We start from the raw sequence: 21,266 nt of genomic DNA on the forward strand, positions 1-21,266 counted from the left end.
CCGGGACAGGGGTGAAGGAGGGCGACGCCTCTTACGCTGGCGGGCATGACCGACACCGACGGCGTCCTGCGGAAGCCTTACCGCGCACTGAGCATCGGCATCGTCTCCGTAGTACTGCTGATCGCCTTCGAGGCGACGGCCGTGGGGACGGCGATGCCCGTGGCGGCCCGCGAGCTGGACGGCGTCTCCCTGTACGCCTTCGCGTTCTCCGGGTACTTCACGACCAGCCTCTTCGGCATGGTGCTCAGCGGCCAGTGGGCCGACCGGCGAGGACCGCTGGGACCGGTCGCCACCGGCATCTCGCTGTTCGCGGCGGGGCTGCTGCTGAGTGGGACCGCCGGGTCGATGTGGCTGTTCATCGCGGGGCGGGCCGTGCAGGGGCTCGGCGGCGGCCTGGTCATCGTCGGGCTGTACGTGATCGTCAGCCGCGCCTACCCCGAGCACCTGCGGCCGTCGATCATGGCGGCGTTCGCGGCGAGCTGGGTCGTGCCGTCCGTGGTGGGGCCGCTGATCGCGGGGACGGTCACCGAGCACCTCGGCTGGCGCTGGGTCTTCGTCGGCATCCCGGTCCTCGTGGCCGTGCCGCTCGCCCTCGCGCTGCCCGCGATACGGCGGACGGCGTCCGGGCCCGTCGACCCGGACGCGCCGGTCGCCGCGTTCGACCGGCGGCGCATCCGGCTCGCGCTCGGGATCTCGCTGGGGGCGGGACTCCTCCAGTACGCGGGGCAGGACCTGCGCTGGCTCTCGCTGCTGCCCGCCGCGGCCGGCGCCGCCGTCCTCGTGCCCGCCGTCCTCGGGCTGCTGCCCAAGGGGACGTACCGGGCCGCGCGCGGGCTGCCGTCCGTGGTGCTGCTGCGCGGCGTCGCGGCGGGCTCGTTCATCGCGGCCGAATCCTTCGTACCGCTGATGCTCGTCACCCAGCGCGGTCTTAGCCCCACCATGGCGGGACTGTCGCTGGCGGTGGGCGGGGCGACCTGGGCGCTCGGATCGTACGTCCAGGCGCGGCCGGGCATGGAGCCGTACCGGTCGCGGCTCGTGGCCCTTGGGATGGTGCTCGTCGCGGCCGCGATACTCGCCGCGCCGACCGTCCTGATCGAGGCCGTGCCCGTATGGGTCGTGGGTGTCGCGTGGGGCTTCGGATGCTTCGGGATGGGCGTGGTCATCGCCTCGACCAGTGTGCTGCTGCTCCGGCTCTCCGCGCCCGCGGACGCCGGGTCGAACTCGGCAGCGCTGCAGATCTCCGACGGCCTCTCGAACGTCGTCCTGCTCGCCGCGGGCGGCGCGGCGTTCGCGGCGCTCGGCGGCGGTTCGGTGGGCGGCGCCGCCCACGGGGCGGGGGAGAGCGCGGGCTCGCATCCGGCGGCCTTCGTCGCCGTCTTCCTGCCGATGGCGGCGGTCGCCCTGGCCGGGGCGTGGGTGGGGACGAGGCTGCACGGGGGGCAGGTCCCGGAGGTGTCCGTGACGGAGGAGGCGGGGGTGCGGGAGACGCCGGGGGTGGCGGATGTGACGGCGGTCGCGCTGACGGACGTACGGCCCGACAGCGTGGGGTGAGCCCCAGCCGCCCCGTCCCGCCACCTCTGTGTGCGACCCGTCGCCCCGCCCCCGGCACCTCCGGGCGAGACCCGTCGCCCCGCCCCCGGCATCTCCGTGTGAGACCCGTCCCACCCACCCCCGGCACCGCCTCGCCGCCAGTGGAACGCCCCCGCATCACCGGTAAGGTGGCCCGGTTGTCATACGTGCCGCCGACCTGCGAACCCGGAGACCGTGACTACTACCAGCGCCGCCGCCAACTCCTCCCACCACCTCTCGCCCGCGTTCCCCGGGCGTGCGCCATGGGGCACCGCCAACAAGCTGCGTGCCTGGCAGCAGGGTGCGATGGACCGGTACATCCAGGAGCAGCCGCGAGACTTCCTCGCCGTCGCCACCCCCGGCGCCGGCAAGACGACGTTCGCGCTCACGCTCGCGTCCTGGCTGCTGCACCACCACGTCGTCCAGCAGGTCACCGTGGTCGCGCCCACCGAGCACCTGAAGAAGCAGTGGGCCGAGGCCGCCGCCCGTATAGGCATCAAACTGGACCCCGAGTACAGCGCGGGACCGCTCAGCAAGGAGTACCACGGCGTCGCCGTGACGTACGCGGGCGTCGGCGTACGCCCGATGCTGCACCGCAACCGCTCCGAGCAGCGCAAGACCCTCGTCATCCTCGACGAGATCCACCACGCCGGTGACTCGAAGTCCTGGGGCGAGGCGTGCCTGGAGGCCTTCGAGCCCGCCACGCGGCGGCTCGCGCTCACCGGTACGCCGTTCCGGTCCGACACGAACCCCATCCCCTTCGTGCAGTACGAGGAGGGCAACGACGGTATCCGGCGCTCCTCCGCCGACTACACCTACGGCTACGGCAGCGCGCTCGGCGACGGCGTCGTGCGGCCCGTCATCTTCCTCTCGTACTCCGGCAACATGCGCTGGCGCACCAAGGCGGGCGACGAGATCGCCGCGCGGCTCGGCGAGCCCATGACCAAGGACGCCGTCTCGCAGGCCTGGCGCACCGCCCTCGACCCCCGCGGCGAGTGGATGCCGAACGTCCTCAAGGCCGCCGACAAGCGGCTCAGCGAGGTCAGGAAGGCAATCCCCGACGCGGGCGGCCTCGTCATCGCCTCCGACCAGGACTCCGCACGCGCCTACGCCAAGCTGATCCGCGAGATCACCGGGACCAAGGCCACCGTCGTCCTCTCCGACGACACCGGCGCCTCCCAGCGCATCGACGACTTCGCCGCGAGCACCGACCGGTGGATGGTCGCCGTCCGCATGGTGTCCGAAGGCGTCGACGTGCCGCGCCTCGCCGTGGGCGTGTACGCGACCACGATCTCCACGCCGCTCTTCTTCGCGCAGGCCGTCGGCCGTTTCGTACGGTCCAGGCGGCGCGGTGAGACCGCCTCCGTCTTCCTGCCGACCGTCCCCGACCTCCTCACCTTCGCCAACGAGATGGAGGTCGAGCGCGACCACGTCCTCGACAAGCCGAAGAAGGAGGGCGAGGAGGACCCCTACGCCGAGTCCGAGGCGGAGATGGACGAGGCGAACAAGGAGCAGGACGAGGACACCGGCGAGCAGGAACAGTTCTCCTTCGAGGCCCTGGAGTCCGAGGCCGTCTTCGACCGGGTGCTGTTCGACGGCGCCGAGTTCGGCATGCAGGCGCATCCCGGGAGCGAGGAGGAGCAGGACTACCTCGGCATCCCCGGGCTCCTCGAACCCGACCAGGTGCAGATGCTGCTCCAGAAGCGGCAGGCCCGGCAGATCGCCCACAGCAAGAAGAAGCCGGACGACGAGGCCGACCTCCTCGAACTGCCCGCCGAGCGGCGCCCGGTGGTCTCCCACAAGGAACTCCTCGGGCTCAGGAAGCAGCTCAACACGATGGTCGGCGCGTACGTCCACCAGAGCGGGAAGCCGCACGGCGTGATCCACACCGAGCTGCGGCGCACGTGCGGCGGGCCGCCGAGCGCGGAGGCCACCGCCGGGCAGCTGCGCCAGCGCATCGAGAAGGTCCAGGAGTGGGCCACCCGCATGAAGTGACGCCCGTCGGTTCATGAAGTGACGTTCGAGTAAGGAGCCGGAGGTTCCGAGTGGGGAGGTCGTGTGCGGAGGTCGTGCGCACGCCCTGCCGGGCGGCCGCCGCGTAACGGGGCAATGGGGGGCGCTAGGGGCGCCACGGTGCCCGGATTCTGGACGAAGTCTTCCGCTGAGCGGGACGGCCTCGCTAATGTCCCCGCAAAGCACACGCCCCGTGGCAGCGCCGCCGCGGAGCGCAGCCGGTGTTCCGACCGGCGGCCTCTGACGCGCGTCGCCCACGGGACCGGCGACGCAACCGCCGCGTAGGGGGGCCGCCGACCCTCACCTAAGGAGTGGGCGTCGTGACCGCGGAGACTTCCCAGACGCTCGACCGAGGACTGCGCGTCCTCAAGCTGCTGGCCGACACCGACCACGGACTCACCGTCACCGAGCTGTCCACCAAGCTCGGCGTGAACCGCACCGTGGTCTACCGCCTGCTCGCCACGCTCGAACAGCACGCCCTCGTACGACGGGACCTGGGCGGCCGCGCCCGCGTCGGACTCGGCGTGCTCAGGCTCGGCCGCCAGGTGCATCCGCTGGTGCGCGAGGCCGCACTGCCCGCGCTGCGCTCGCTGGCCGAGGACATCGGGGCGACGGCACACCTCACCCTCGTCGACGGCACGGAGGCCCTCGCGGTCGCGGTCGTCGAACCCACCTGGACGGACTACCACGTCGCCTACCGCACCGGCTTCCGCCACCCGCTGGACCGCGGCGCCGCGGGCCGCGCGATACTCGCCGCCCGCCAGAACCTGATCACCGACCCCGGTTACGCGCTCACCCACGGCGAGCTGGAGGCGGGTGCGAGCGGCGCGGCGGCTCCCCTGGTCGGGGTGACCGGCCTTGAAGGCAGCGTGGGTGTGGTGATGCTGGCGGATTCGGTGCCGGAGAGGGTGGGGCCGCGGGTGGTGGACGCGGCGCGGGAAGTCGCCGACGCGTTGCGCTGAGGCCGCGCGGGCAGTTGGTCGCGCGGGCAGCTGGTCGCACGGGGCTCGGTCCGTCGCCGGCTGCGCCGAGCTCGTCCTCAAACGCCGGACGGGCTTGAACCCTCTCCCTCAAAGGCCGGACGGGCTTGAACCCTCTCCCTCAAAGGCGGGACGGGCTTGAACCCTCTCCCCTCACGTAGATTGATCCAGTGTTCTCGTTCTCTCGGTTTACGCGCCCCCAGGCCCTCGCCGTCTGCGCCCTCCCCGTCGCGGCCCTGCTCGCCGTCACCGCGTTCGCGCCGCTGCCGTTCGCCGTGGCCCAGCCCGGCAGTACGGCGAACGTGCTGGGGGAACACGAGGGGAAGCCGGTCCTCACGGTCTCCGGCGTCCCCACGCGCAGGACGAGCGGCGAGCTGCGCATGACGACGATCGTGGCGACGGGGCCCCAGACGGACAACTATCTGGGCGACGTCATCGACGGGTGGTTCCGTACGGACCGTGCGGTGATGCCCAAGGACTCCGTGTACCCCGTCGGCGACGACGTGAAGGAAGTCGAGAAGCACAACCTCGGCGACATGAAGAAGTCGCAGGACGAGGCCACGGAAGCGGCGCTGCGGTATCTGAAGGCGAACGGCGTCGCCGACACCGACAAGGTGAGGGTCAAGGCCGACCTCGGCAAGATCGGCGGGCCCAGCGCGGGTCTGTTCCTCTCGCTCGGGATCATCGACAAGCTGGACGGCGACGGCAGCGGCGGCGACCTCACGGGCGGTCGCAAGATCGCGGGCACCGGCACGATCGAGGCCGACGGCGAGGTCGGCCCGGTCGGCGGCGTGGCCCTGAAGACGCAGGCCGCGCGGCGCGACGGCGCGAGCGTCTTCCTGGTCCCCGAGGACGAGTGCGCGGACGCTCAGGCGGAGCTGCCGAAGGGCCTGCGCCTGGTGCCGATCACGACACTGAAGGGTACGGTCGAATCGCTGCGGGCCCTGGAGAAGGGCGGGAAGGTCCCGAGCTGCTGACGAGGCGGAGCCCCAACTCGACGAGGGTCCAGCCCAGTTGAGTGCGGAGTCTTGGCCGGGGGTCTCGTGCGGGGGCGGCTCGGTGTAACTCCGCGGCGCGGGCGTTGTGCAGGATCAGGTGGATGTCGGGGTGCATGGCCGGGCTCTCCTAATCGGTCGGACGGGTCGGGAAGAGGGCGGAGTGGACGCGAACTTTCATCGCGTCCGCGGTGCCTTCCTGCGGCGCCAACAGGCGGTAGGACTCCATGAGTTCGTGGACCTTGTCGCGCAGCTCCAAGGCTTGGTCGGGGGTCAGGTCCAGGCTGAAGTCGCTCAGGTCCGAGGCCTCCACCCACCCCTGTGACCACTCGTGCCGCGTGGCGATCCAGGTGGACACCTCCTGCGCGCGCAGCGTCGCGTATTCGTGCAGGAGGATGCTCAGTGCCCCGCGCACCTCCGGGGTCCGGTCGTTCATGAGGTCCGCGTCGGTGTGGATGCCCTGCTGGGCGGGGCGCCACCAGCGCTCTCGCCCCTTGCCGCGCTCGGGGTCGTCCTCCACGAACCCGTACTCCGCGAGCTGGCGCAGGTGGTAGCTGGTGGCCCCGCTCGACTCGCCCAGGCGGGCGGCGAGTTGGGAGGCGGTCGCCGGGCCGTCGCGGCTCAGTGAGGTGAGCAACCGCATCCGCAGCGGGTGCGCGAGCCCGCGCAGTGTGCGTGGGTCGAGCTCGCGGACTTTGTGGGGCTTCGGCTGTTCCGTCATGTCCCCACCATAGAGACGCAAAGACTCCGTTGCAACGGTTTCTTTGCAACGGAGTCTTTGTAAGTGAGGCCGGTCTACTCCTTGACGAAGCCCTCCTGGATCAGCCAGTCCTTCGCCACCTCGTGCGGGTCCTGACCCTCCACGTCCACCTTGGAGTTGAGGTCCCGGGCCACCTTGTTGTTCAGCTTCTTCGTGATGGGGTCCAGGATCTGCGCCATCTCCGGGTGCTTCTCGAGGGACTTGCTGTTGATCTCCGGTGCCGCGTTGTAGTTGGGGAAGAAGTGCCGGTCGTCGTCCATCGTCGTCAGGTTCATCGCCTTGATGCGGCCGTCGGTCGTGAAGACCTCGCCGTACGTGCACGACCCCTTGGACGCCTGCGTGTAGATGATCCCGGTGTCCATCTTGGTGATGCTGGACGAGGGGACCTTCATCCCGTACGCCTTCTGCATGCCCGGCAGGCCGTCCTCCCGGGAGGCGAACTCGCTCTCCACGCACAGCGAGACGGCCTTCGGGTCGGACTTGGAGAGGGCGGCCACGTCGGAGAGCGTCCTGGTCTTGTACTTCGCCGCGTTCTTCTCGTTCATGGCCAGCGCGTACGTGTTGTTGAGCGCGGCCGGCGTGAGCCAGGTGACACCGTTCGCGCGGTCCGCGTCCCGCACCGCCTGCCACTGCTTCTGCGGGTCGGTGATCGGCTTGGTGTTGCCCTGGTACGTGATCCAGGCGGTGCCCGTGTACTCGTACATGGCGTCCGCGTCACCGCCCTTGACGGCCTCGCGGGCGCCGATCGAACCCTGGATGCCGGTGCGGTCGAGCACGTCCGCACCGGCCGCCTCGAACGCGATGCCCATGATCGCGCCGAGGATCAGCTGCTCGGTGAACTCCTTGGACGTGACGGTGAGATCGGCGCCCTTCAGGGGCAGGCCCCGGCCGATGGAGCCGGGCTTGACGTCGTCCACCATCGGACTGCCGCTGGTGAGCCCGCACCCCGCGAGCAGCGCGCCGCCCAGGGCAAGGGCGAGGGCCTTCCGTGCCGTCCTCATGAGCTCACCTCCAACCCGCGCGGACGCAGGAGCAGTTCGGCCAGCGAGGCCAGCCAGTCGACGAGCAGGGCCAGCGCGATCGTCAGGATCGAGCCGAGCATGAGGACCGGCATGCGCTGGTTGGTCATGCCCGTCGTGATCAGGTCGCCGAGGCCGCCGCCCCCGCCGAACGTGGCGAGGGTCGCCGTGCCGACGTTGAGGACGAGCGCCGTGCGCACGCCCGCGAGGATCAGCGGTACGGCGAGGGGGAGTTCGACCTTGCCGAGGACGCCGAGCGGCGACATGCCGATGCCGCGGGCCGCTTCGAGGAGGGTCGGGTCGTTCGCCTTCAGGCCCGCGATGGTGTTGGAGAGGACCGGCAGGACGGCGTAGATGATGATGCCGATCAGGGCGGCCTTCTCGCCGATGCCGAGCCGGATCACCAGGAGCGCGAGGAGGCCGATGGCGGGAGTGGCCTGGCCGATGTTGGCCAGGGCCATCGCGACCGGGGCGCCTTTGCGCAGCTTCTTGCGGGTCAGCAGGATGCCGAGCGGGATGGCGATGATGAGGACGAAGAAGGTCGAGATCGCCGTGAGCTCGATGTGCTGGCGCAGCCTGAGCCAGACGTTCCCGTTCGCCAGCGCGTTCTTGGAGATCGAGTCGAGGTCGGTCTGCTGGAACCACCACCAGGTGGCGAGCAGGACCACCGCGAGGACGGCGGGCAGGAAGGTCAGCTTCTGCCAGGTGACCTTGCGCGGCTGCCTGGGGGCGAGCACCGTGGGAGGCGCTTCGAGTTCGGCCTCTCCCTCGTCACGGAAGGCGAGGCCCTTGACCTCGTGCTCGCCCTCGGGGCGCCGCTCCTCCTTGGGGGAGGGCTTGTGGTCCGGGATCCGGGGCGTGCCCCCGGCGGCGCCGCTCACGCCTGCGCCTCCCCGCCGCGGCCCTCCTGCTCGAAGTGGGTCAGCCGGGACCGTTGCTCCTCCAGTTCGTGCTGGTGCTCCACGGCTTCGAGGCGGTCGGCCTCCAGCATCTCGTGGACGGAGTTCATCAGCGTCTCCATGTCGACGACGCCCGTGTACTCGCCGCGCCGCCCGGTGACCGCGACCCGGCCCGCGTTGTCGGTGAGGACGGCTTCGAGCGCGTCCCGCAGGGTGGCGTCGCGGGTCACGGTGTCGTGGACGAGGGTGCCCGCGCGGGCCAGCGAGCCCTTGGCGCGCATGAGGTCGCCGCGCCGCAGCCACTTGTAGGGGCGGCGGCGCTTGTCGAGCAGGAGCAGTTCGTTGGTGCCGCTGCCGCGGAGCTTGTCGAAGATGTCCTGCAGCGGGTCGTCGACAGTCACCGTCGGGATGTCGGCGATCTCCACGTCCCGTACGCGGGTGAGGTTGAGGCGTTTGAGGGCCGCGCCCGCGCCGACGAAGCCGGAGACGAAGTCGTCGGCGGGGTTGGTGAGGATGGCCTCGGGGGTGTCGAACTGCGCGATGTGCGAGCGCTCCCGCAGGACCGCGATGCGGTCGCCGAGCTTGATGGCCTCGTCGAAGTCGTGCGTGACGAAGACGATGGTCTTGTGCAGCTCGTGCTGGAGCCGGATCAGCTCGTCCTGGAGGTGGTCGCGGGTGATCGGGTCGACCGCGCCGAACGGTTCGTCCATGAGCAGCACGGGCGGGTCGGCCGCCAACGCCCGTGCCACGCCGACGCGTTGCTGCTGGCCGCCGGAGAGCTGGCGGGGGTAGCGGTGGTGGAACTCGGCCGGGTCGAGCCCGACGAGGTCGAGCATCTCCTCGACCCGCGACTTGATCCTCGACTTCCCCCAGCCGACCATCTTCGGCACGAGGGCGATGTTCTGGGCGACGGTCATGTGCGGGAAGAGCCCGGAGGACTGGATCGCGTAGCCGACCTTGCGGCGCAGCTTCACCGGATCGATGTCGGTGACGTCCTCGCCGTCGATGCGGATGCGGCCGCTGGTCGGCTCGATGAGCCGGTTGATCATCTTCAGGGTGGTCGACTTGCCGCAGCCGGAGGGCCCCACGAAGATCACGATCTCGCCGGCCTTGATCTCCATGTTGACGCTGTCCACGGCGGGGTCGCTGCTGCCCGCGTAGCGCTTGGTGAGGTTCTCCAGCTCGATGGTCGCCCCGGAGGTGGTGGCGGACCGCCCGGCCCTCGCGCCCTCGGCCGTCGCGCCCCCGTGCGGCGCGCTCCCGCTGGTGGTGGTGTCAGACACGGATCCCCCTCGAAATGGTCAACCGGCCGATCAGGACGTACGCGGCGTCGAAGAGCAGCGCCAGGACGATGATCCCGAGCGTGCCCGCGAGTACCTGGTTGAGCGCGTTCTTGGAGCCGAGCGAGCCGATTCCGCGGAAGATCTCGTTGCCGAGCCCGGGACCGGACGCGTACGCGGCGATCGCGGCGATGCCCATCAGCATCTGCGTGGAGACGCGGATGCCGGTCAGGATCGGCGGCCAGGCGATGGGCAGCTCCACCCGGAAGAGCCGGGCGAGCCGGGACATCCCGATGCCCTTCGCGGCGTCGACCAGCGAGGGGTCGACGCCGCGCAGGCCGACGATGGCGTTGCGCACGATCGGAAGGAGCCCGTACAGGGTCAGCGCGATGACGGTCGGCGCGACGCCGAGCCCGACGACCGGGATCAGCAGGCCGATCATGGCCAGGGACGGCACGGTGAGGATGGTGGAGGTAAGGGTCGTGGCGAGATTGCCCGCCCACTCGCTGCGATACGTGAGGACGCCGATCAGTACGCCGATGAGGGTGGCGACGACCATGCACTGGAAGACGGCGCTCGCGTGCTGGAACGCGTCCGTCAGCAGTTGCTGGTGGCGGTTGCCGAGGTAGTCCCAGAAATTCACTGAAGTGCTCACCTCGCCTTTCCGAAGGTACTCACAGGTCGGTGACGTGACTCGGGTCGGTGACTCAGGGGTCTTCGGACGCCTGCTCCACCAGCGGGATGATCCGCAGCGGAACGGGGTTTTCCATGACGATCGCCGTGGAAGCCCGGACGATGCCATCAAAGCCGACGACCCGGTCGATCACACGTTGGAGATCCGCGTTGGACCGGGCCACGAGGCGGCAGAGCATATCGCCGTGGCCGGTAATCGTATGTAGTTCGAGCACCTCGGCGACGGTCGCCAAATGCGCCCGTACATCGGCCCCCTGGCCCTGTTTGATCTCCAGGGTCGCGAAGGCCGTGACGGGGTAGCCGAGCGCCGCGGGGTCGACCTCGGGGCCGAAGCCGCGGATGACTCCATTGGACTGAAGCCGGTCCATCCGCGCCTGCACCGTGCCGCGCGCCACCCCGAGCCTGCGCGACGCCTCCAGGACCCCGATACGGGGCTCGCGCGCCAGGAGCACGATGAGCCGGCCGTCCAGATGATCGATCGACATGACGCCTCCGTGATGGTCATGATGTACAGATAGCCCGTTCATACTGGCCAGTGACTGTGCAGATTGACCACTGAAAACGCGAACTATTGCGCACCTTGCTGTTCGGCGGGAGCCTCAGGTCATGACTGAGACCACCACCCACACCACCCCGGACACCGCGCGCGAGGCCGACCCCTTCCCGGTCAAGGGAATGGACGCGGTCGTCTTCGCCGTGGGCAACGCCAAGCAGGCCGCGCACTACTACTCCACCGCCTTCGGTATGAAGCTGGTCGCCTACTCCGGACCGGAGAACGGCAGCCGCGAGACCGCGAGTTACGTGCTCACGAACGGCGGTGCGCGCTTCGTCTTCACCTCCGTCATCAAGCCCTCCACGGACTGGGGACACTTCCTCACCTCCCATGTGGCCGAGCACGGCGACGGCGTCGTCGACCTCGCCATCGAGGTTCCGGACGCGCGCGCCGCGTACGCCTACGCCGTCGAGAACGGGGCCCGTGGGATCACGGAGCCGTACGAGGTCAAGGACGAGAACGGCACGGTGGTGCTCGCCGCCATCGCCACGTACGGCAAGACCCGCCACACGCTGGTGCAGCGCACCGACTACGACGGGCCGTACCTGCCCGGTTTCGTGGCCGCGAACCCGATCGTCGAGCCGCCGGCCAAGCGCACCTTCCAGGCCATCGACCACTGCGTGGGCAACGTCGAGCTCGGCAAGATGAACGAGTGGGTCGGCTTCTACAACAAGGTCATGGGCTTCACGAACATGAAGGAGTTCGTGGGCGACGACATCGCGACCGAGTACAGCGCGCTGATGTCGAAGGTGGTCGCGGACGGCACCCTCAAGGTGAAGTTCCCCATCAACGAGCCGGCCATCGCCAAGAAGAAGTCCCAGATCGACGAGTACCTGGAGTTCTACGGCGGCGCGGGCGTCCAGCACATCGCGCTCGCCACGAACGACATCGTCGAGACCGTGCGCACGATGCGCGCGGCGGGCGTGCAGTTCCTGGACACCCCCGACTCGTACTACGACACGCTCGGCGAGTGGGCCGGTGAGACCCGGGTCCCCGTCGACACCCTGCGCGAGCTGAAGATCCTCGTCGACCGCGACGAGGACGGCTACCTGCTGCAGATCTTCACCAAGCCGGTGCAGGACCGGCCGACCGTGTTCTTCGAGATGATCGAGCGGCACGGGTCGATGGGCTTCGGCAAGGGGAACTTCAAGGCGCTGTTCGAGGCGATCGAGCGGGAGCAGGAGAAGCGGGGCAATCTCTGAGCGGCGCGATCCCTGAGCGAGGTTGATCGCGGGCTGCGCCCGGCTCGTCCTCAATCGCCGGACGGGCTTTGACCTCCGTCGCCGGACAGGCTCCCCCCTGTCCGGCGATCGGTGTTTGTTAGGGCGTGGGCTTCGTGAACTCCTCGATCAGGACGGGGTACTGCTCGGCGCCGTGGCCCGCGGCTATCGCCCGGTCGGCCATCGCCTTGAACAAGCGGGGGAGTTCGGCGTTGACACCGACCGCCTCGCTCTCCTCGATCAGGTGCGCCATCGAGCGCGCGTCGGTCTCCAGGGCGGACACCTCGGCCGGGAAGGAGCCCCTGTCGATCTGCTCGGCGTAGCCGGGCAGCCACGCGGCCACCCCGGTGGCGATCTGCTGGGCGAACGGCGCGTACGCCGCGGCGTCGACACTGGCCGTGCCGAGCAGGGCGGTGCCCTGGAGCCAGGCGTTCAGGACGCTCCACATCATGGCCAGCCCCGCCACGTCGTACAGGGCCGCGAGGCCGTGGTCGGCGCCGAGGTGGACGGCGGTGCCGAGCGCGTCCAGCGTCGGCTTGTGCGCGGCGAAGTCCGGCTCGGGTCCGCTGTGCAGGATCACCGCTTCGGCGGTCCCGATCCCCGAGGGGACGGCCATGATGGCGCCGTCCAGATACCGGGCGCCGCGTCGCTCGGCCCACCGGGCGGCTTCCCGGGCCTGGGCCGAGTCACCCGAGGTGAGATTGATCAACGTCCTGCCGTTCAGGTCGACGTCGCCCGGGTCGAGCAGCGCGTGCAGGGCGTCGTAGTCGGTGAGACAGACGATCGTCAGGGGTGCCGCCGCGAGGGCTGCGCCGACGTCGGGGGCCAGCCGGGCTCCCCTGGCGACCAGTTGGCCGGCCTTGGCGGGTGTGCGGTTCCATACGGTGGTCGGGTGGCCGGCCTTCAGGAAGGCGCCGGCGAGCGCCCGGCCCATGAGTCCGAGTCCGATGACGGCAACGGGTGTATCGGTCTTGTTGGTCATGACAGGATCGTCAACGTTGATGCCGGTATGAAGGTCAAGCGAGGTTGCGATGCGCATCGGGGAACTCAGTCGCCGCACGGGTGTCAACGCCCACCAGCTGCGCTACTACGAGGCCCACGGCCTGCTGGAGGCGGAGCGCCGGGCGAACGGCTACCGCGAGTACGACGAGAGCGCCGTGCAGCGGGTGAGGCAGATCCGGCATCTGCTCGGCGCCGGACTCTCCTCCGAGGACATCGCGTACGTGCTGCCCTGCGCGGTGGGGGACGCCCCCGAACTGCCCGGCTGTCCCGAGCTGTTGGCTGCCATGCGCGACCGGCTGCGGCGCCTCGACGAGCAGATGAACAAGCTCGCCCAGTCCCGCGACGCCCTCGCCGTCTACATCGGCGCGGCCGAGCGGATGGGCGGAGACAATTACCCGCCGTTCGAGGATGCCGGGCTGGCGCCCGCGCTCTAGGATCTGTCGTCAAACTCGCGTCGTTCGCCCGGAGGGCGGCCTCGCGGCGTCTGGTGCGTGCGATCGCAAGGCGGAGGGTCATCCCGGTACTGGGCGTACCGGGATGAGCCCGACAACGCGGCGAGCGTGCGTGCCAGGCGTCGCGAGGCAGACGGGAGTTTGACGACAGGGCCTAGGGTGCGGGCATGGCCAGGATCAATGACGTCGGTGGCATGCAGGGCTTCGGGCCGCTCGACACCACCGACGACACGGAGCCCTTCCGCGCCGACTGGGAAGCACGCGTCTTCGCGCTCAACAGTGCGCTCGTGCGCGAAGGCGTCTACAACCTCGACGAGTTCAGGGACGCCGTCGAGACGATGCCGCCCGCCGAGTACCTGGCGGCCTCGTACTACGAGCGCTGGTTCCACGCCATCCGCACGCTCCTGGAACGCAAGGGCGTACTCGAACCCGGCGCCCTCGATGAGTGACCGCTTCGGACCCGGCGCCCGCGTCCGCACCGTGGCACACGACCCGCCCCACCACACCCGCCTGCCGCGCTACGCCCGCGGCAAGCACGGCGTGGTCGTCGAGCCCGAGGGCGCCCACCCGCTGGCCGACGTGCGCTCGCAGGGGCGGGCCGACGCGCCCGTCGAGCAGGTCTACGCCGTGCGCTTCGCCGCCCGGGACCTGTGGGGCGAGGGCGACCATCACGTCGTGCTCGACCTGTGGGAAAGCTATCTGGAGCCGGAGGACGACACCCCATGAGCGGTACGCATACGGACGCGCGGATCTCCCGCCAAGTACGGCGCCTGGAAACCCTGTTGGAGGAGCGCGGCATCGTCCTCGGCGCCGCCCTCGACGAGATGCTGGACGCGTTCCTCAGCGGCGCGACCCCGCTGAACGGGGCCCGGGTCGTCGCGCGGGCCTGGACCGACCCGGCGTACAAGGAGCGGCTGCTCGCCGACGGCACCGCCGCTGTCGCCGAACTCGGCTACGTTGCCGGGGGAGTCCAGCCCCAGCGGCTGCGCGTCGTCGAGAACACCGGGGCCACGCACAACGTCGTCGTGTGCACCCTCTGCTCCTGCTACCCGGTCCGGCTGCTCGGCCCCTCGCCCAGCTGGTACAAGAGCGAGGCCTACCGCTCGCGCGTGGTGCGCGAACCCCGCGCCGTACTGGCGGAGTTCGGCCTGCGCGTACCGGACGGCACGGACATCACCGTCTGGGACTCCAGCGCGGAGACCCGCTATCTGGTCCTGCCGCGCCGCCCCGCGGACAGCGACGCGCTGACCGAGGAGCAGCTGGCGGCGCGGGTCACGCGCAACGGTCTGATCGGAACGGCCGCAGTCTAGATGTATTGGCCCCCTTAGGGCGCCTGCGTGCGCCATTCGTGGTCGGGCAGGAAGGTCACGTCGTACTGCTCGGGGACGCGTCCGAACTTCTGGGGTTCGGGGATGAGCGGCCGGTGCGGCAGGCCGTGCCGCTCGGTGGGCGCGCCGAGCGTCTCGAAGAACCGCTCGAAGGTGGTGCCGGGCCCCGCGGCGACGCCGACGACCTGGCTGTGGTGGCGCTCCATGCGGTAGGCGTGCCGGCAGTTCTTGGGCACGAAGCCGAAGTCGCCGGGTGTGAGCAGCTTCTCCTGCTGTACGCCCTCGGTGTCCTCGACGAAGAGCCGGACCGCGCCCTGGGTGATGTAGAAGACCTCGTGGGTGTCGGCGTGCACGTGGGCCGGTATGAGGTCGCCCCTGGGGCCCTCGACGGTGAAGAAGTTGAAGGTGTTCTCGGTCTGCTCGCCGCCCGCGTAGACGGTGATGAGGTCGCCGAAGAGATGGGCACGGTCGCCCTCGCCCTTCTCGATGAAGTAGGGCTTGCCCGGCTCCGGGGGGATGCGGGAGGCGCGGCGGTAGCGGGTGGCGTACTCGATGGTCATGGGGCTCCTCCATTAATGTCAGGTACCCTGACATTAATGACCGACAAGCCCGCCCACCGCAACCTCCCGCAACTCCTCGGCGAAGCCCGCCGCTGGTTCGAGGAGGGACTCCTCGCCGCCATGGATGCCGCGGGCGCCACCCCCGTGTCCCCGACGCAGGTCCAGCTCTTCGCCGTCCTCGACGACGAGGGCACCACCGTCTCCGAACTGGCCCGCCGCATGGGCGTCACCCGCCAGACCGCCCACCAGGCCGTGCACGGCCTCGTCGGCGCCGGGCTCCTGGAACAGGCCCCCGACCCCGCCTCCGCCCGGCAGCGCCTGATCCGGCGCACGGCGGACGGCGAACGCGCCCATCGCGAGGCCACGGCCGTCCTGACCCGAATGGAGGAAACCCTGGCCGACCGCATCGGCACGGCCCTCCTCCACACCCTGCGCACCGCCCTGGAAACCCCATGGGGCCCACCACCCGAGCCCGCTCAAGGGGCGCGGGGAACTGCGCGACAAGCCCGATAGGGCCAGCAGAACTCGACGCACAGCAACCCCACCAAGGGGCGCGGGGAACTGCGCGACAAGCCACAACGAACCCGCACCCGAATCACCCCAGCACCCCACCCCACTCCACCTCACTCGCCCCCTGACACCGCCCGCCGCTGCGCCTGCCCCCGCCGCACCTGCCGAGGCGCGGACACCCCCGGCCCCCGCCCACCCGCGCCCCGCGCGACAGGCGCGACAGGCGCGACCGGCGCGACCGGTTCCGGCGCATACACCTCCTCCGGCCCACCCTCCGCCGGCTCCCCCAGCTCCTCCAGCGCCGCCTTCGCCACACGCACACCCAACGGCGAGAAGAACGGATTGATCCGCAGCGCCTCGCCCAGGTGGCGCCGGGCCGCGCCCTCCCAGCCCAACTCCCGCTCGATCCGCCCCCGGTGGAAGGCGAACAGCGCGCTGCGCGGCCCCTTGTCCATCGCCTTCGTGACCAGCTTCAGGCCCTTCTCGCTCTCCCCGGACCGGTGCAGCGCCCAGCCCAGCGCGTCCGCCGCCTCCGGACTGCCGTGCCGCTTGTACTCCGCGGTGAGCCGCTTCACCGCCGCGTCCGCGTCGCCGTGGTCCGCTTCGAAGAGGCCCAGGATCCGCTCGTTGTTGACGCCGCCCGCCTCCTCCTGCTTCACGTGCACCCGCAGCGCCTCGTACTGCGCCCGCGCCGCCGGCTTCAGCTTCAACGCCGCGTACAGCTCGCCCAGTTCGAGGTCGTACTCGGGCAGCGGCTGCCTGGCGATCGCCGAGCGGTAGGCCTGCATCGCCTCCGCGTAGCGGCCCAGCGCGGCCAGGGCGCGGCCCCGGCCCGCCATCGCGGGGTGGTGGTCGGCGTCGGCGGCGAGCGCCGCGTCGTCGTAGCGCAGCGCCTGGGCCGGTTCGCCCCGCTCCCACGCGAGCTCCGCGACCCGGTGCAGGCAGGCCGCCTTCTCCGCCGGGGCCTCGGCGAGCGCCGCCGCGTCGGCAAGCGCGGCGTTCGCGTCCTCGCGCCAGCCGCGGTTGCGGTAGACCTGTCCGGTCCGGGCCCGCACGGCGGAGCCCGACCCCAACTCCCGCAGGGCTTCAAGGGCCTTGCCGACACCCTTCGCATCACCGAGCCCGGTGTACGCGTCGATCAGCGCGGGGTACGAGGTCCACCGCTTCGGCGCCTGCCTCGCGGCGAGCTCACCCCACTTCTTGGCGGCGCGGAAGTCGTGCCGCGCATTCGCGAGCGCGGCGAGCCCCGTCAGGGCCTCCGGGTTCCGCTCGGGCTTCGTGCGGAGCGACGTGTTCAGTGCCGTCTCGGCCTTCGGGAAGTTCGCGACGTCGGACGTGCGCACACCCCGCGCCACGTACGCCGAGCCAAGCACCGCCCAGGAGTGGTCGTCACCGGGGTGTGCCCGCAGATGCGCCTCGCGTTCGCCGATGAGCGCCGCCAGATCCGGCAGCGCGGCGGGCACCCCCGCCCCGACGGCCGCCATCGCCCGCCCGGCGGGCCCAAGGGCGGGCGGCGCCGCCTCCTCCCTGTCCGGGGGCAGCAGCACGAGCACGCCGCCGAGCACCACGCTCCCCGCGACGGAGGCGATGAGCACACGCTTCACCGAAGGCTTCATGACGTTCACTGTGCGTCAATACGAAGAGCACATCCCGGCATGTGGAACGGCGCCGCACACGGGTTCACACCGATGGCCCCGGGTGCAAGGCTGTGATCATGAGCCGCACCCTGATCGAACTCCTCCAGGAGGGACTGCCGGCCGAGGCGGTCCTCGCCGACCCGGACGTCACCTCCGCGTACGCGCACGACATGGCGAGCTTCTGCGACGCGGGCGCACCGGCCGTGGTGGTCCTGCCGCGCACCGTCGAGCAGGTCCAGCACGTCATGCGCACCGCCACCGAACTGCGCGTCCCGGTGGTCCCGCAGGGCGCCCGCACCGGCCTGTCCGGGGCCGCGAACGCGAGCGAGGGCTGCGTCGTCCTGTCCCTCGTCAAGATGGACCGCATCCTGGAGATCAGCCCCGTCGACCGCATCGCGGTCGTCGAACCGGGCGTCGTCAACGCCACGCTCTCCCGCGCCGTCGGCGAACACGGCCTGTACTACCCGCCGGATCCCTCAAGTTGGGAGATGTGCACCATCGGCGGGAACATCGGCACGGCCGCCGGGGGCCTGTGCTGCGTGAAGTACGGGGTGACCGCCGAGTACGTCCTCGGCCTCGACGTCGTCCTCGCCGACGGGCGGCTCATGAGCACCGGACGGCGCACTGCCAAGGGCGTCGCGGGGTACGACCTCACCCGGCTCTTCGTCGGCTCCGAGGGCAGCCTCGGCATCGTCGTCCGCGCCGTCCTCGCGCTCAAGCCCGAGCCGCCCCGACAGCTGGTGCTCGCCGCCGAGTTCCCCTCGACGCAGGCCGCGTGCGACGCCGTCTGCACGATCATGGAGGGCGGCCACGTCCCGTCGCTCCTCGAACTGATGGACCGTACGACGGTGAAGGCCGTCAACGACCTGGCCCACATGGGCCTGCCGGAGACGACCGAGGCGCTGCTGCTCGCCGCCTTCGACACCGCCGACCCCGTCTCCGACCTGGCCGCCGTCGGCGCGCTCTGCGAGGCCGCCGGGGCCAGCCAGGTCGTTCCGGCCGAGGATGCCGCCGAGTCGGAACTCCTGCTCCAGGCGCGGCGGTTGTCCCTCAGCGCGCTCGAAGCCGTCAAGGGCAGCACGATGATCGACGACGTGTGCGTGCCGCGCTCGCGCCTCGCGGACATGCTCGACGGCGTCGAGCGCATCGCCGAGAAGTACGGCCTGACCATCGGGGTCTGCGCGCACGCGGGCGACGGCAACACGCATCCCACCGTCTGCTTCGACGCGGCGGACCCCGACGAGAGCAGGCGCGCCCGCGAGTCCTTCGACGAGATCATGGCGCTGGGTCTCGAACTCGGCGGCACCATCACCGGCGAGCACGGCGTCGGGATCCTGAAGAAGGAGTGGCTGGCGCGCGAGCTCGGCCCCGTGGGCGTGGAGATGCAGCGGGCCATCAAGGCGGCCTTCGACCCGCACGCACTCCTCAACCCGGGCAAGCTGTTCTGATCACGCTCCGCGTTCGCCCCCGTGGCGGCGGGGCTCACTCACCGTCCTTTGACTCGTCCGAGGGCCACGGGTCGCGCAGCCACAGCTCGTCGGAGCGGCCCGATGCGGGTGCGAGCAGCTCGGCGAGGCCGTCGTCGATACCGAGCTGCTCGGCCTCAGAACCCGGCGGGACCACCCTCAGCGTCCGCTCCAGCCACGCGGACACGGCGGTGGCCGGCGCCTCCAGGAGGGCGTCGCCGTCCGGCGAGCTCAGCGCCATCAGGACGACGCTGCGGCCCTCGACCTTCGTCGGCCAGACCCGCACGTCGCCGTGGCCGCACGGCCTGAACACCCCCTCCACCAGGAGCTCGCGGGCGAACGTCCAGTTCACCGGGTGCTCGGAGCCGATGTGGAAGGTGATGTGGACGGCGTAGGGGTCGTCGGTGCGGTAGGCGAGGCGGGCCGGGACGGGGATGGCCCGTTCCGGCGAGAGGACGAGTTTGAGCTCCAGTTCGCGTTCCACCACGGAGTGCATGTCGATGCCCTTCCAATCCCTGTAGGGGCCCTGGGAGCGGACCCGTACGAGTGGAGAGCGCGGGATCCCCGGAGCATTACGCGGGTTCGGAGAACTTTTCTCCGGACGGCGTCGCCGGGGTGTGCGCACGGGGGCGTGGACAGCGCGGGGGATGTGTGGGGACCGTGCCCGGAAAGTGGTCCGTAGGGCGGGAGCCGCCCGGTGGCACACGGAGGTCTGATAGATGTGTAGCCCCCAGAAGACCCCCGAGCAGATACGGGACGACGGACATGAGCGCCCCAACTCCGGCCCCAGGCGACGAACGGCCGCGCGAAGGCTATTACCCCGACCCGTCCATTCCCGGATATGTCCGGTACTGGAACGGTGCCGCCTGGGTGCCCGGTACGAGCCGCCCCGCCCCGTCCGACGGCGAGCCGCTGCCGGCCCCGCCCGGCGCGGGCGCCGACGCGGGTGCGACGCCGCCCGCCGTGGAGGAGACGGGCCCGCACTTCTTCGACGAGGAGCCGCAGGCCGGTCAGGCGGACCCGACCGGCCCCACCGGCCACACCGACCAGGCCGGGCAGCACGGCGCGCGGCCCGAGCCCGCGTCCGCGTGGGGAGCCGACGCGGGACGGCAGGCCGGTCTCGGCGGCGAGCAGGAGCACAAGGTGTCCTGGGGCCACCCGGGTCAGTCCGACCCACGCGTGCCCAGCGAGGCGGCGCCCCCCGCGAAGGCCCCCGGCGGCCCCGAGAGCCCGGGAAGCGTCCGGCCGGAGAAGGGCTCCGAGGCCCCGAAGGCGTCCGACACCCCCCGCACGCCCGAGCCGCCGCACGACGAGAGCAACCCCGGCACGGTCACCATCCGCGCCGTCGAGCCGGGCGCGTCCAAGCCGACCGCGGGGGAGGGCACGGTGACGTTCCGCCGGCCGACGGGGCCGGTGCGGCCCGCCGTGTCGCCCGGCACCGACGGCACCATGTCGATCCGCGCGATCCGCCCCAAGTCCGCGCAGCGGGGCGGCCGGACCGCGGCCGCCGACCAGCCCGCCGTACCGCAGCAGCCCCAGCCGCAGGCTCAAGCCCAGCCCCAGCCGCAGCCCGAGCCCCAGGCTCAAGCTCAGCCGCAGCCCTCCGTGCCGCAGCAGGGCGGCGTCCCCGGACCCGTCACCTCCGGCCCCGGCGGCGGCTCGCCCTCCTGGGCCCAGCAGGTGCACCAGCTCGCGCAGCCCGCGCCGGGCGCCCCGCAGCAGGGCGAGGGAGAGCCCGTCCTGCCGTGGAAGCCGGTCGCGGAGGACCCGTTCGCCGCGCTCGCCCGGACCCAGGCCGCAGCCCGCCCCGCCGGACTCGGCAGGCGACTGGCCGCCCGCCTGATCGACACCGTCGTCCTCGCCGCCGTCACCGGCGCCGTCGCGCTGCCCCTGGGCACCAAGGCCGCCGATCACGTCGACAGCAAGATCGACGCGGCGAAGCTCTCCGGCGAGAAGACCACGGTCTGGCTGCTCGACGGCACCACCGCCGGCTACCTCGGCATCGTCCTCGCCGTCCTGCTGCTCTTCGGCGTCGTCTACGAGGCGCTGCCCACCGCCAAATGGGGCCGCACCCTCGGCAAGAAGGTGTGCGGCATCCAGGTGCGCGACATCGAGGAGCACGAGAGCCCGGCCTTCGGGGCGGCGCTGCGGCGCTGGCTGGTGTACAGCGTGCCGGGCCTGCTGGTGATCGGGGTCGTGGGCGTGCTGTGGTGCGTCTTCGACCGGCCGTGGCGCCAGTGCTGGCACGACAAGGCGGCGAACACCTTCGTCGCGGGGTGAGAGCCCGTCTTTGAGCGGGGCGGCGGCCGGGTAACCCGGTCGGCCGCTCG

At 71.2% G+C, this 21,266-nt stretch carries 22 protein-coding genes; 12 read left to right on the forward strand and 10 right to left on the reverse strand.

Annotation, left to right across the window (positions count from 1 at the left end; genetic code table 11):
• Positions 1 to 45: 45 nt before the first annotated feature.
• The 4 genes from ACFVYL_RS06010 to ACFVYL_RS06025 all read left to right on the forward strand — a co-directional run bounded on the left by ACFVYL_RS06010 (position 46) and on the right by ACFVYL_RS06025 (position 5,539).
• Positions 46 to 1,551 carry an MFS transporter gene (locus tag ACFVYL_RS06010; protein WP_389713177.1) on the forward strand — a complete coding sequence of 502 codons (1,506 nt, stop codon included), beginning with the start codon at positions 46 to 48 and terminating at the stop codon, positions 1,549 to 1,551.
• A gap of 213 nt (positions 1,552 to 1,764) precedes the next feature.
• Entirely contained in the window at positions 1,765 to 3,564 is a 1,800-nt protein-coding gene (locus ACFVYL_RS06015) for a DEAD/DEAH box helicase (protein WP_389713178.1), read from the forward strand.
• A gap of 338 nt (positions 3,565 to 3,902) precedes the next feature.
• Positions 3,903 to 4,544 carry an IclR family transcriptional regulator gene (locus ACFVYL_RS06020; RefSeq protein ID WP_389713179.1) on the forward strand — a complete coding sequence of 214 codons (642 nt, stop codon included), beginning with the start codon at positions 3,903 to 3,905 and terminating at the stop codon, positions 4,542 to 4,544.
• Between the two features lie 188 nt (positions 4,545 to 4,732).
• Positions 4,733 to 5,539: a S16 family serine protease gene (locus ACFVYL_RS06025; RefSeq protein ID WP_389713180.1), complete on the forward strand. Its 807-nt coding sequence runs from the start codon at positions 4,733 to 4,735 to the stop codon at positions 5,537 to 5,539.
• A gap of 148 nt (positions 5,540 to 5,687) precedes the next feature.
• On the opposite strand, the gene ACFVYL_RS06030 is transcribed toward ACFVYL_RS06025, so the two are convergent.
• The 6 genes from ACFVYL_RS06030 to ACFVYL_RS06055 form a co-directional block, all read right to left on the reverse strand.
• Positions 5,688 to 6,278 (reverse strand): ArsR/SmtB family transcription factor, encoded by a 591-nt coding sequence (locus ACFVYL_RS06030; RefSeq protein WP_389713182.1) that lies wholly within the window; start codon positions 6,276 to 6,278, stop codon positions 5,688 to 5,690.
• 74 nt (positions 6,279 to 6,352) lie between these two features.
• Positions 6,353 to 7,318 carry a glycine betaine ABC transporter substrate-binding protein gene (locus ACFVYL_RS06035; RefSeq protein WP_389713183.1) on the reverse strand — a complete coding sequence of 322 codons (966 nt, stop codon included), beginning with the start codon at positions 7,316 to 7,318 and terminating at the stop codon, positions 6,353 to 6,355.
• Positions 7,315 to 8,187 (reverse strand): ABC transporter permease, encoded by an 873-nt coding sequence (locus tag ACFVYL_RS06040; RefSeq protein ID WP_389713495.1) that lies wholly within the window; start codon positions 8,185 to 8,187, stop codon positions 7,315 to 7,317. The genes ACFVYL_RS06035 and ACFVYL_RS06040 overlap by 4 nt, the downstream gene beginning before the upstream one ends.
• Positions 8,188 to 8,213: 26 nt before the next feature.
• A complete protein-coding gene (locus ACFVYL_RS06045; RefSeq protein ID WP_389713184.1) occupies positions 8,214 to 9,518 on the reverse strand; it encodes a betaine/proline/choline family ABC transporter ATP-binding protein in 1,305 nt (434 codons plus the stop codon).
• Entirely contained in the window at positions 9,511 to 10,158 is a 648-nt protein-coding gene (locus tag ACFVYL_RS06050) for an ABC transporter permease (protein WP_389713497.1), read from the reverse strand. Before ACFVYL_RS06050 ends, ACFVYL_RS06045 begins: the two co-directional genes overlap by 8 nt.
• A gap of 64 nt (positions 10,159 to 10,222) precedes the next feature.
• Complete coding sequence (locus ACFVYL_RS06055) at positions 10,223 to 10,693, reverse strand: Lrp/AsnC family transcriptional regulator (protein ID WP_361723912.1); 471 nt, start codon at positions 10,691 to 10,693, stop codon at positions 10,223 to 10,225.
• A gap of 121 nt (positions 10,694 to 10,814) precedes the next feature.
• Here ACFVYL_RS06055 and hppD point away from each other — a divergent pair, with 121 nt between their 5' ends.
• Entirely contained in the window at positions 10,815 to 11,963 is a 1,149-nt protein-coding gene (hppD, locus tag ACFVYL_RS06060) for a 4-hydroxyphenylpyruvate dioxygenase (RefSeq protein ID WP_389713185.1), read from the forward strand.
• A 118-nt stretch (positions 11,964 to 12,081) separates the two neighbouring features.
• Here the strand turns inward: hppD and ACFVYL_RS06065 are convergent, their stop codons facing one another.
• On the reverse strand, positions 12,082 to 12,963 hold the full coding sequence (locus ACFVYL_RS06065) for an NAD(P)-dependent oxidoreductase (protein ID WP_389713186.1): 882 nt from the start codon (positions 12,961 to 12,963) through the stop codon (positions 12,082 to 12,084).
• A 49-nt stretch (positions 12,964 to 13,012) separates the two neighbouring features.
• Here ACFVYL_RS06065 and ACFVYL_RS06070 point away from each other — a divergent pair, with 49 nt between their 5' ends.
• From ACFVYL_RS06070 to nthA, 4 genes are all read left to right on the forward strand, one after another.
• On the forward strand, positions 13,013 to 13,417 hold the full coding sequence (locus tag ACFVYL_RS06070; RefSeq protein ID WP_389713188.1) for a MerR family transcriptional regulator: 405 nt from the start codon (positions 13,013 to 13,015) through the stop codon (positions 13,415 to 13,417).
• 185 nt (positions 13,418 to 13,602) lie between these two features.
• The gene (locus tag ACFVYL_RS06075; protein ID WP_389713190.1) at positions 13,603 to 13,884 is read left to right on the forward strand and encodes a hypothetical protein; all 282 of its coding nucleotides are present in this window, start codon (positions 13,603 to 13,605) and stop codon (positions 13,882 to 13,884) included.
• Entirely contained in the window at positions 13,877 to 14,161 is a 285-nt protein-coding gene (locus tag ACFVYL_RS06080; RefSeq protein ID WP_389713191.1) for an SH3-like domain-containing protein, read from the forward strand. Before ACFVYL_RS06075 ends, ACFVYL_RS06080 begins: the two co-directional genes overlap by 8 nt.
• Positions 14,158 to 14,745: a nitrile hydratase subunit alpha gene (nthA, locus tag ACFVYL_RS06085; protein WP_389713193.1), complete on the forward strand. Its 588-nt coding sequence runs from the start codon at positions 14,158 to 14,160 to the stop codon at positions 14,743 to 14,745. The genes ACFVYL_RS06080 and nthA overlap by 4 nt, the downstream gene beginning before the upstream one ends.
• A gap of 14 nt (positions 14,746 to 14,759) precedes the next feature.
• Here nthA and ACFVYL_RS06090 read toward each other — a convergent pair whose 3' ends face one another.
• Positions 14,760 to 15,323 carry a quercetin 2,3-dioxygenase gene (locus ACFVYL_RS06090; RefSeq protein WP_389713194.1) on the reverse strand — a complete coding sequence of 188 codons (564 nt, stop codon included), beginning with the start codon at positions 15,321 to 15,323 and terminating at the stop codon, positions 14,760 to 14,762.
• Positions 15,324 to 15,359: 36 nt separating this feature from the next.
• On the opposite strand from ACFVYL_RS06090, the gene ACFVYL_RS06095 reads away from it, so the two are divergent.
• Positions 15,360 to 15,836: a MarR family winged helix-turn-helix transcriptional regulator gene (locus ACFVYL_RS06095; RefSeq protein ID WP_389713195.1), complete on the forward strand. Its 477-nt coding sequence runs from the start codon at positions 15,360 to 15,362 to the stop codon at positions 15,834 to 15,836.
• A gap of 110 nt (positions 15,837 to 15,946) precedes the next feature.
• On the opposite strand, the gene ACFVYL_RS06100 is transcribed toward ACFVYL_RS06095, so the two are convergent.
• On the reverse strand, positions 15,947 to 17,449 hold the full coding sequence (locus ACFVYL_RS06100) for a tetratricopeptide repeat protein (RefSeq protein ID WP_389713197.1): 1,503 nt from the start codon (positions 17,447 to 17,449) through the stop codon (positions 15,947 to 15,949).
• A gap of 98 nt (positions 17,450 to 17,547) precedes the next feature.
• Between ACFVYL_RS06100 and ACFVYL_RS06105 the strand changes: the two genes are divergently transcribed.
• Entirely contained in the window at positions 17,548 to 18,918 is a 1,371-nt protein-coding gene (locus ACFVYL_RS06105; protein ID WP_389713199.1) for an FAD-binding oxidoreductase, read from the forward strand.
• 34 nt (positions 18,919 to 18,952) lie between these two features.
• Here ACFVYL_RS06105 and ACFVYL_RS06110 read toward each other — a convergent pair whose 3' ends face one another.
• Positions 18,953 to 19,432: an SsgA family sporulation/cell division regulator gene (locus ACFVYL_RS06110; protein WP_389713200.1), complete on the reverse strand. Its 480-nt coding sequence runs from the start codon at positions 19,430 to 19,432 to the stop codon at positions 18,953 to 18,955.
• A gap of 269 nt (positions 19,433 to 19,701) precedes the next feature.
• Between ACFVYL_RS06110 and ACFVYL_RS06115 the strand changes: the two genes are divergently transcribed.
• Complete coding sequence (locus ACFVYL_RS06115) at positions 19,702 to 21,216, forward strand: RDD family protein (RefSeq protein WP_389713201.1); 1,515 nt, start codon at positions 19,702 to 19,704, stop codon at positions 21,214 to 21,216.
• Positions 21,217 to 21,266 lie beyond the last annotated feature (50 nt).

Source organism: Streptomyces sp. NPDC058308 (assembly GCF_042880275.1).
Taxonomy (GTDB): Bacteria; Actinomycetota; Actinomycetes; order Streptomycetales; family Streptomycetaceae; genus Streptomyces.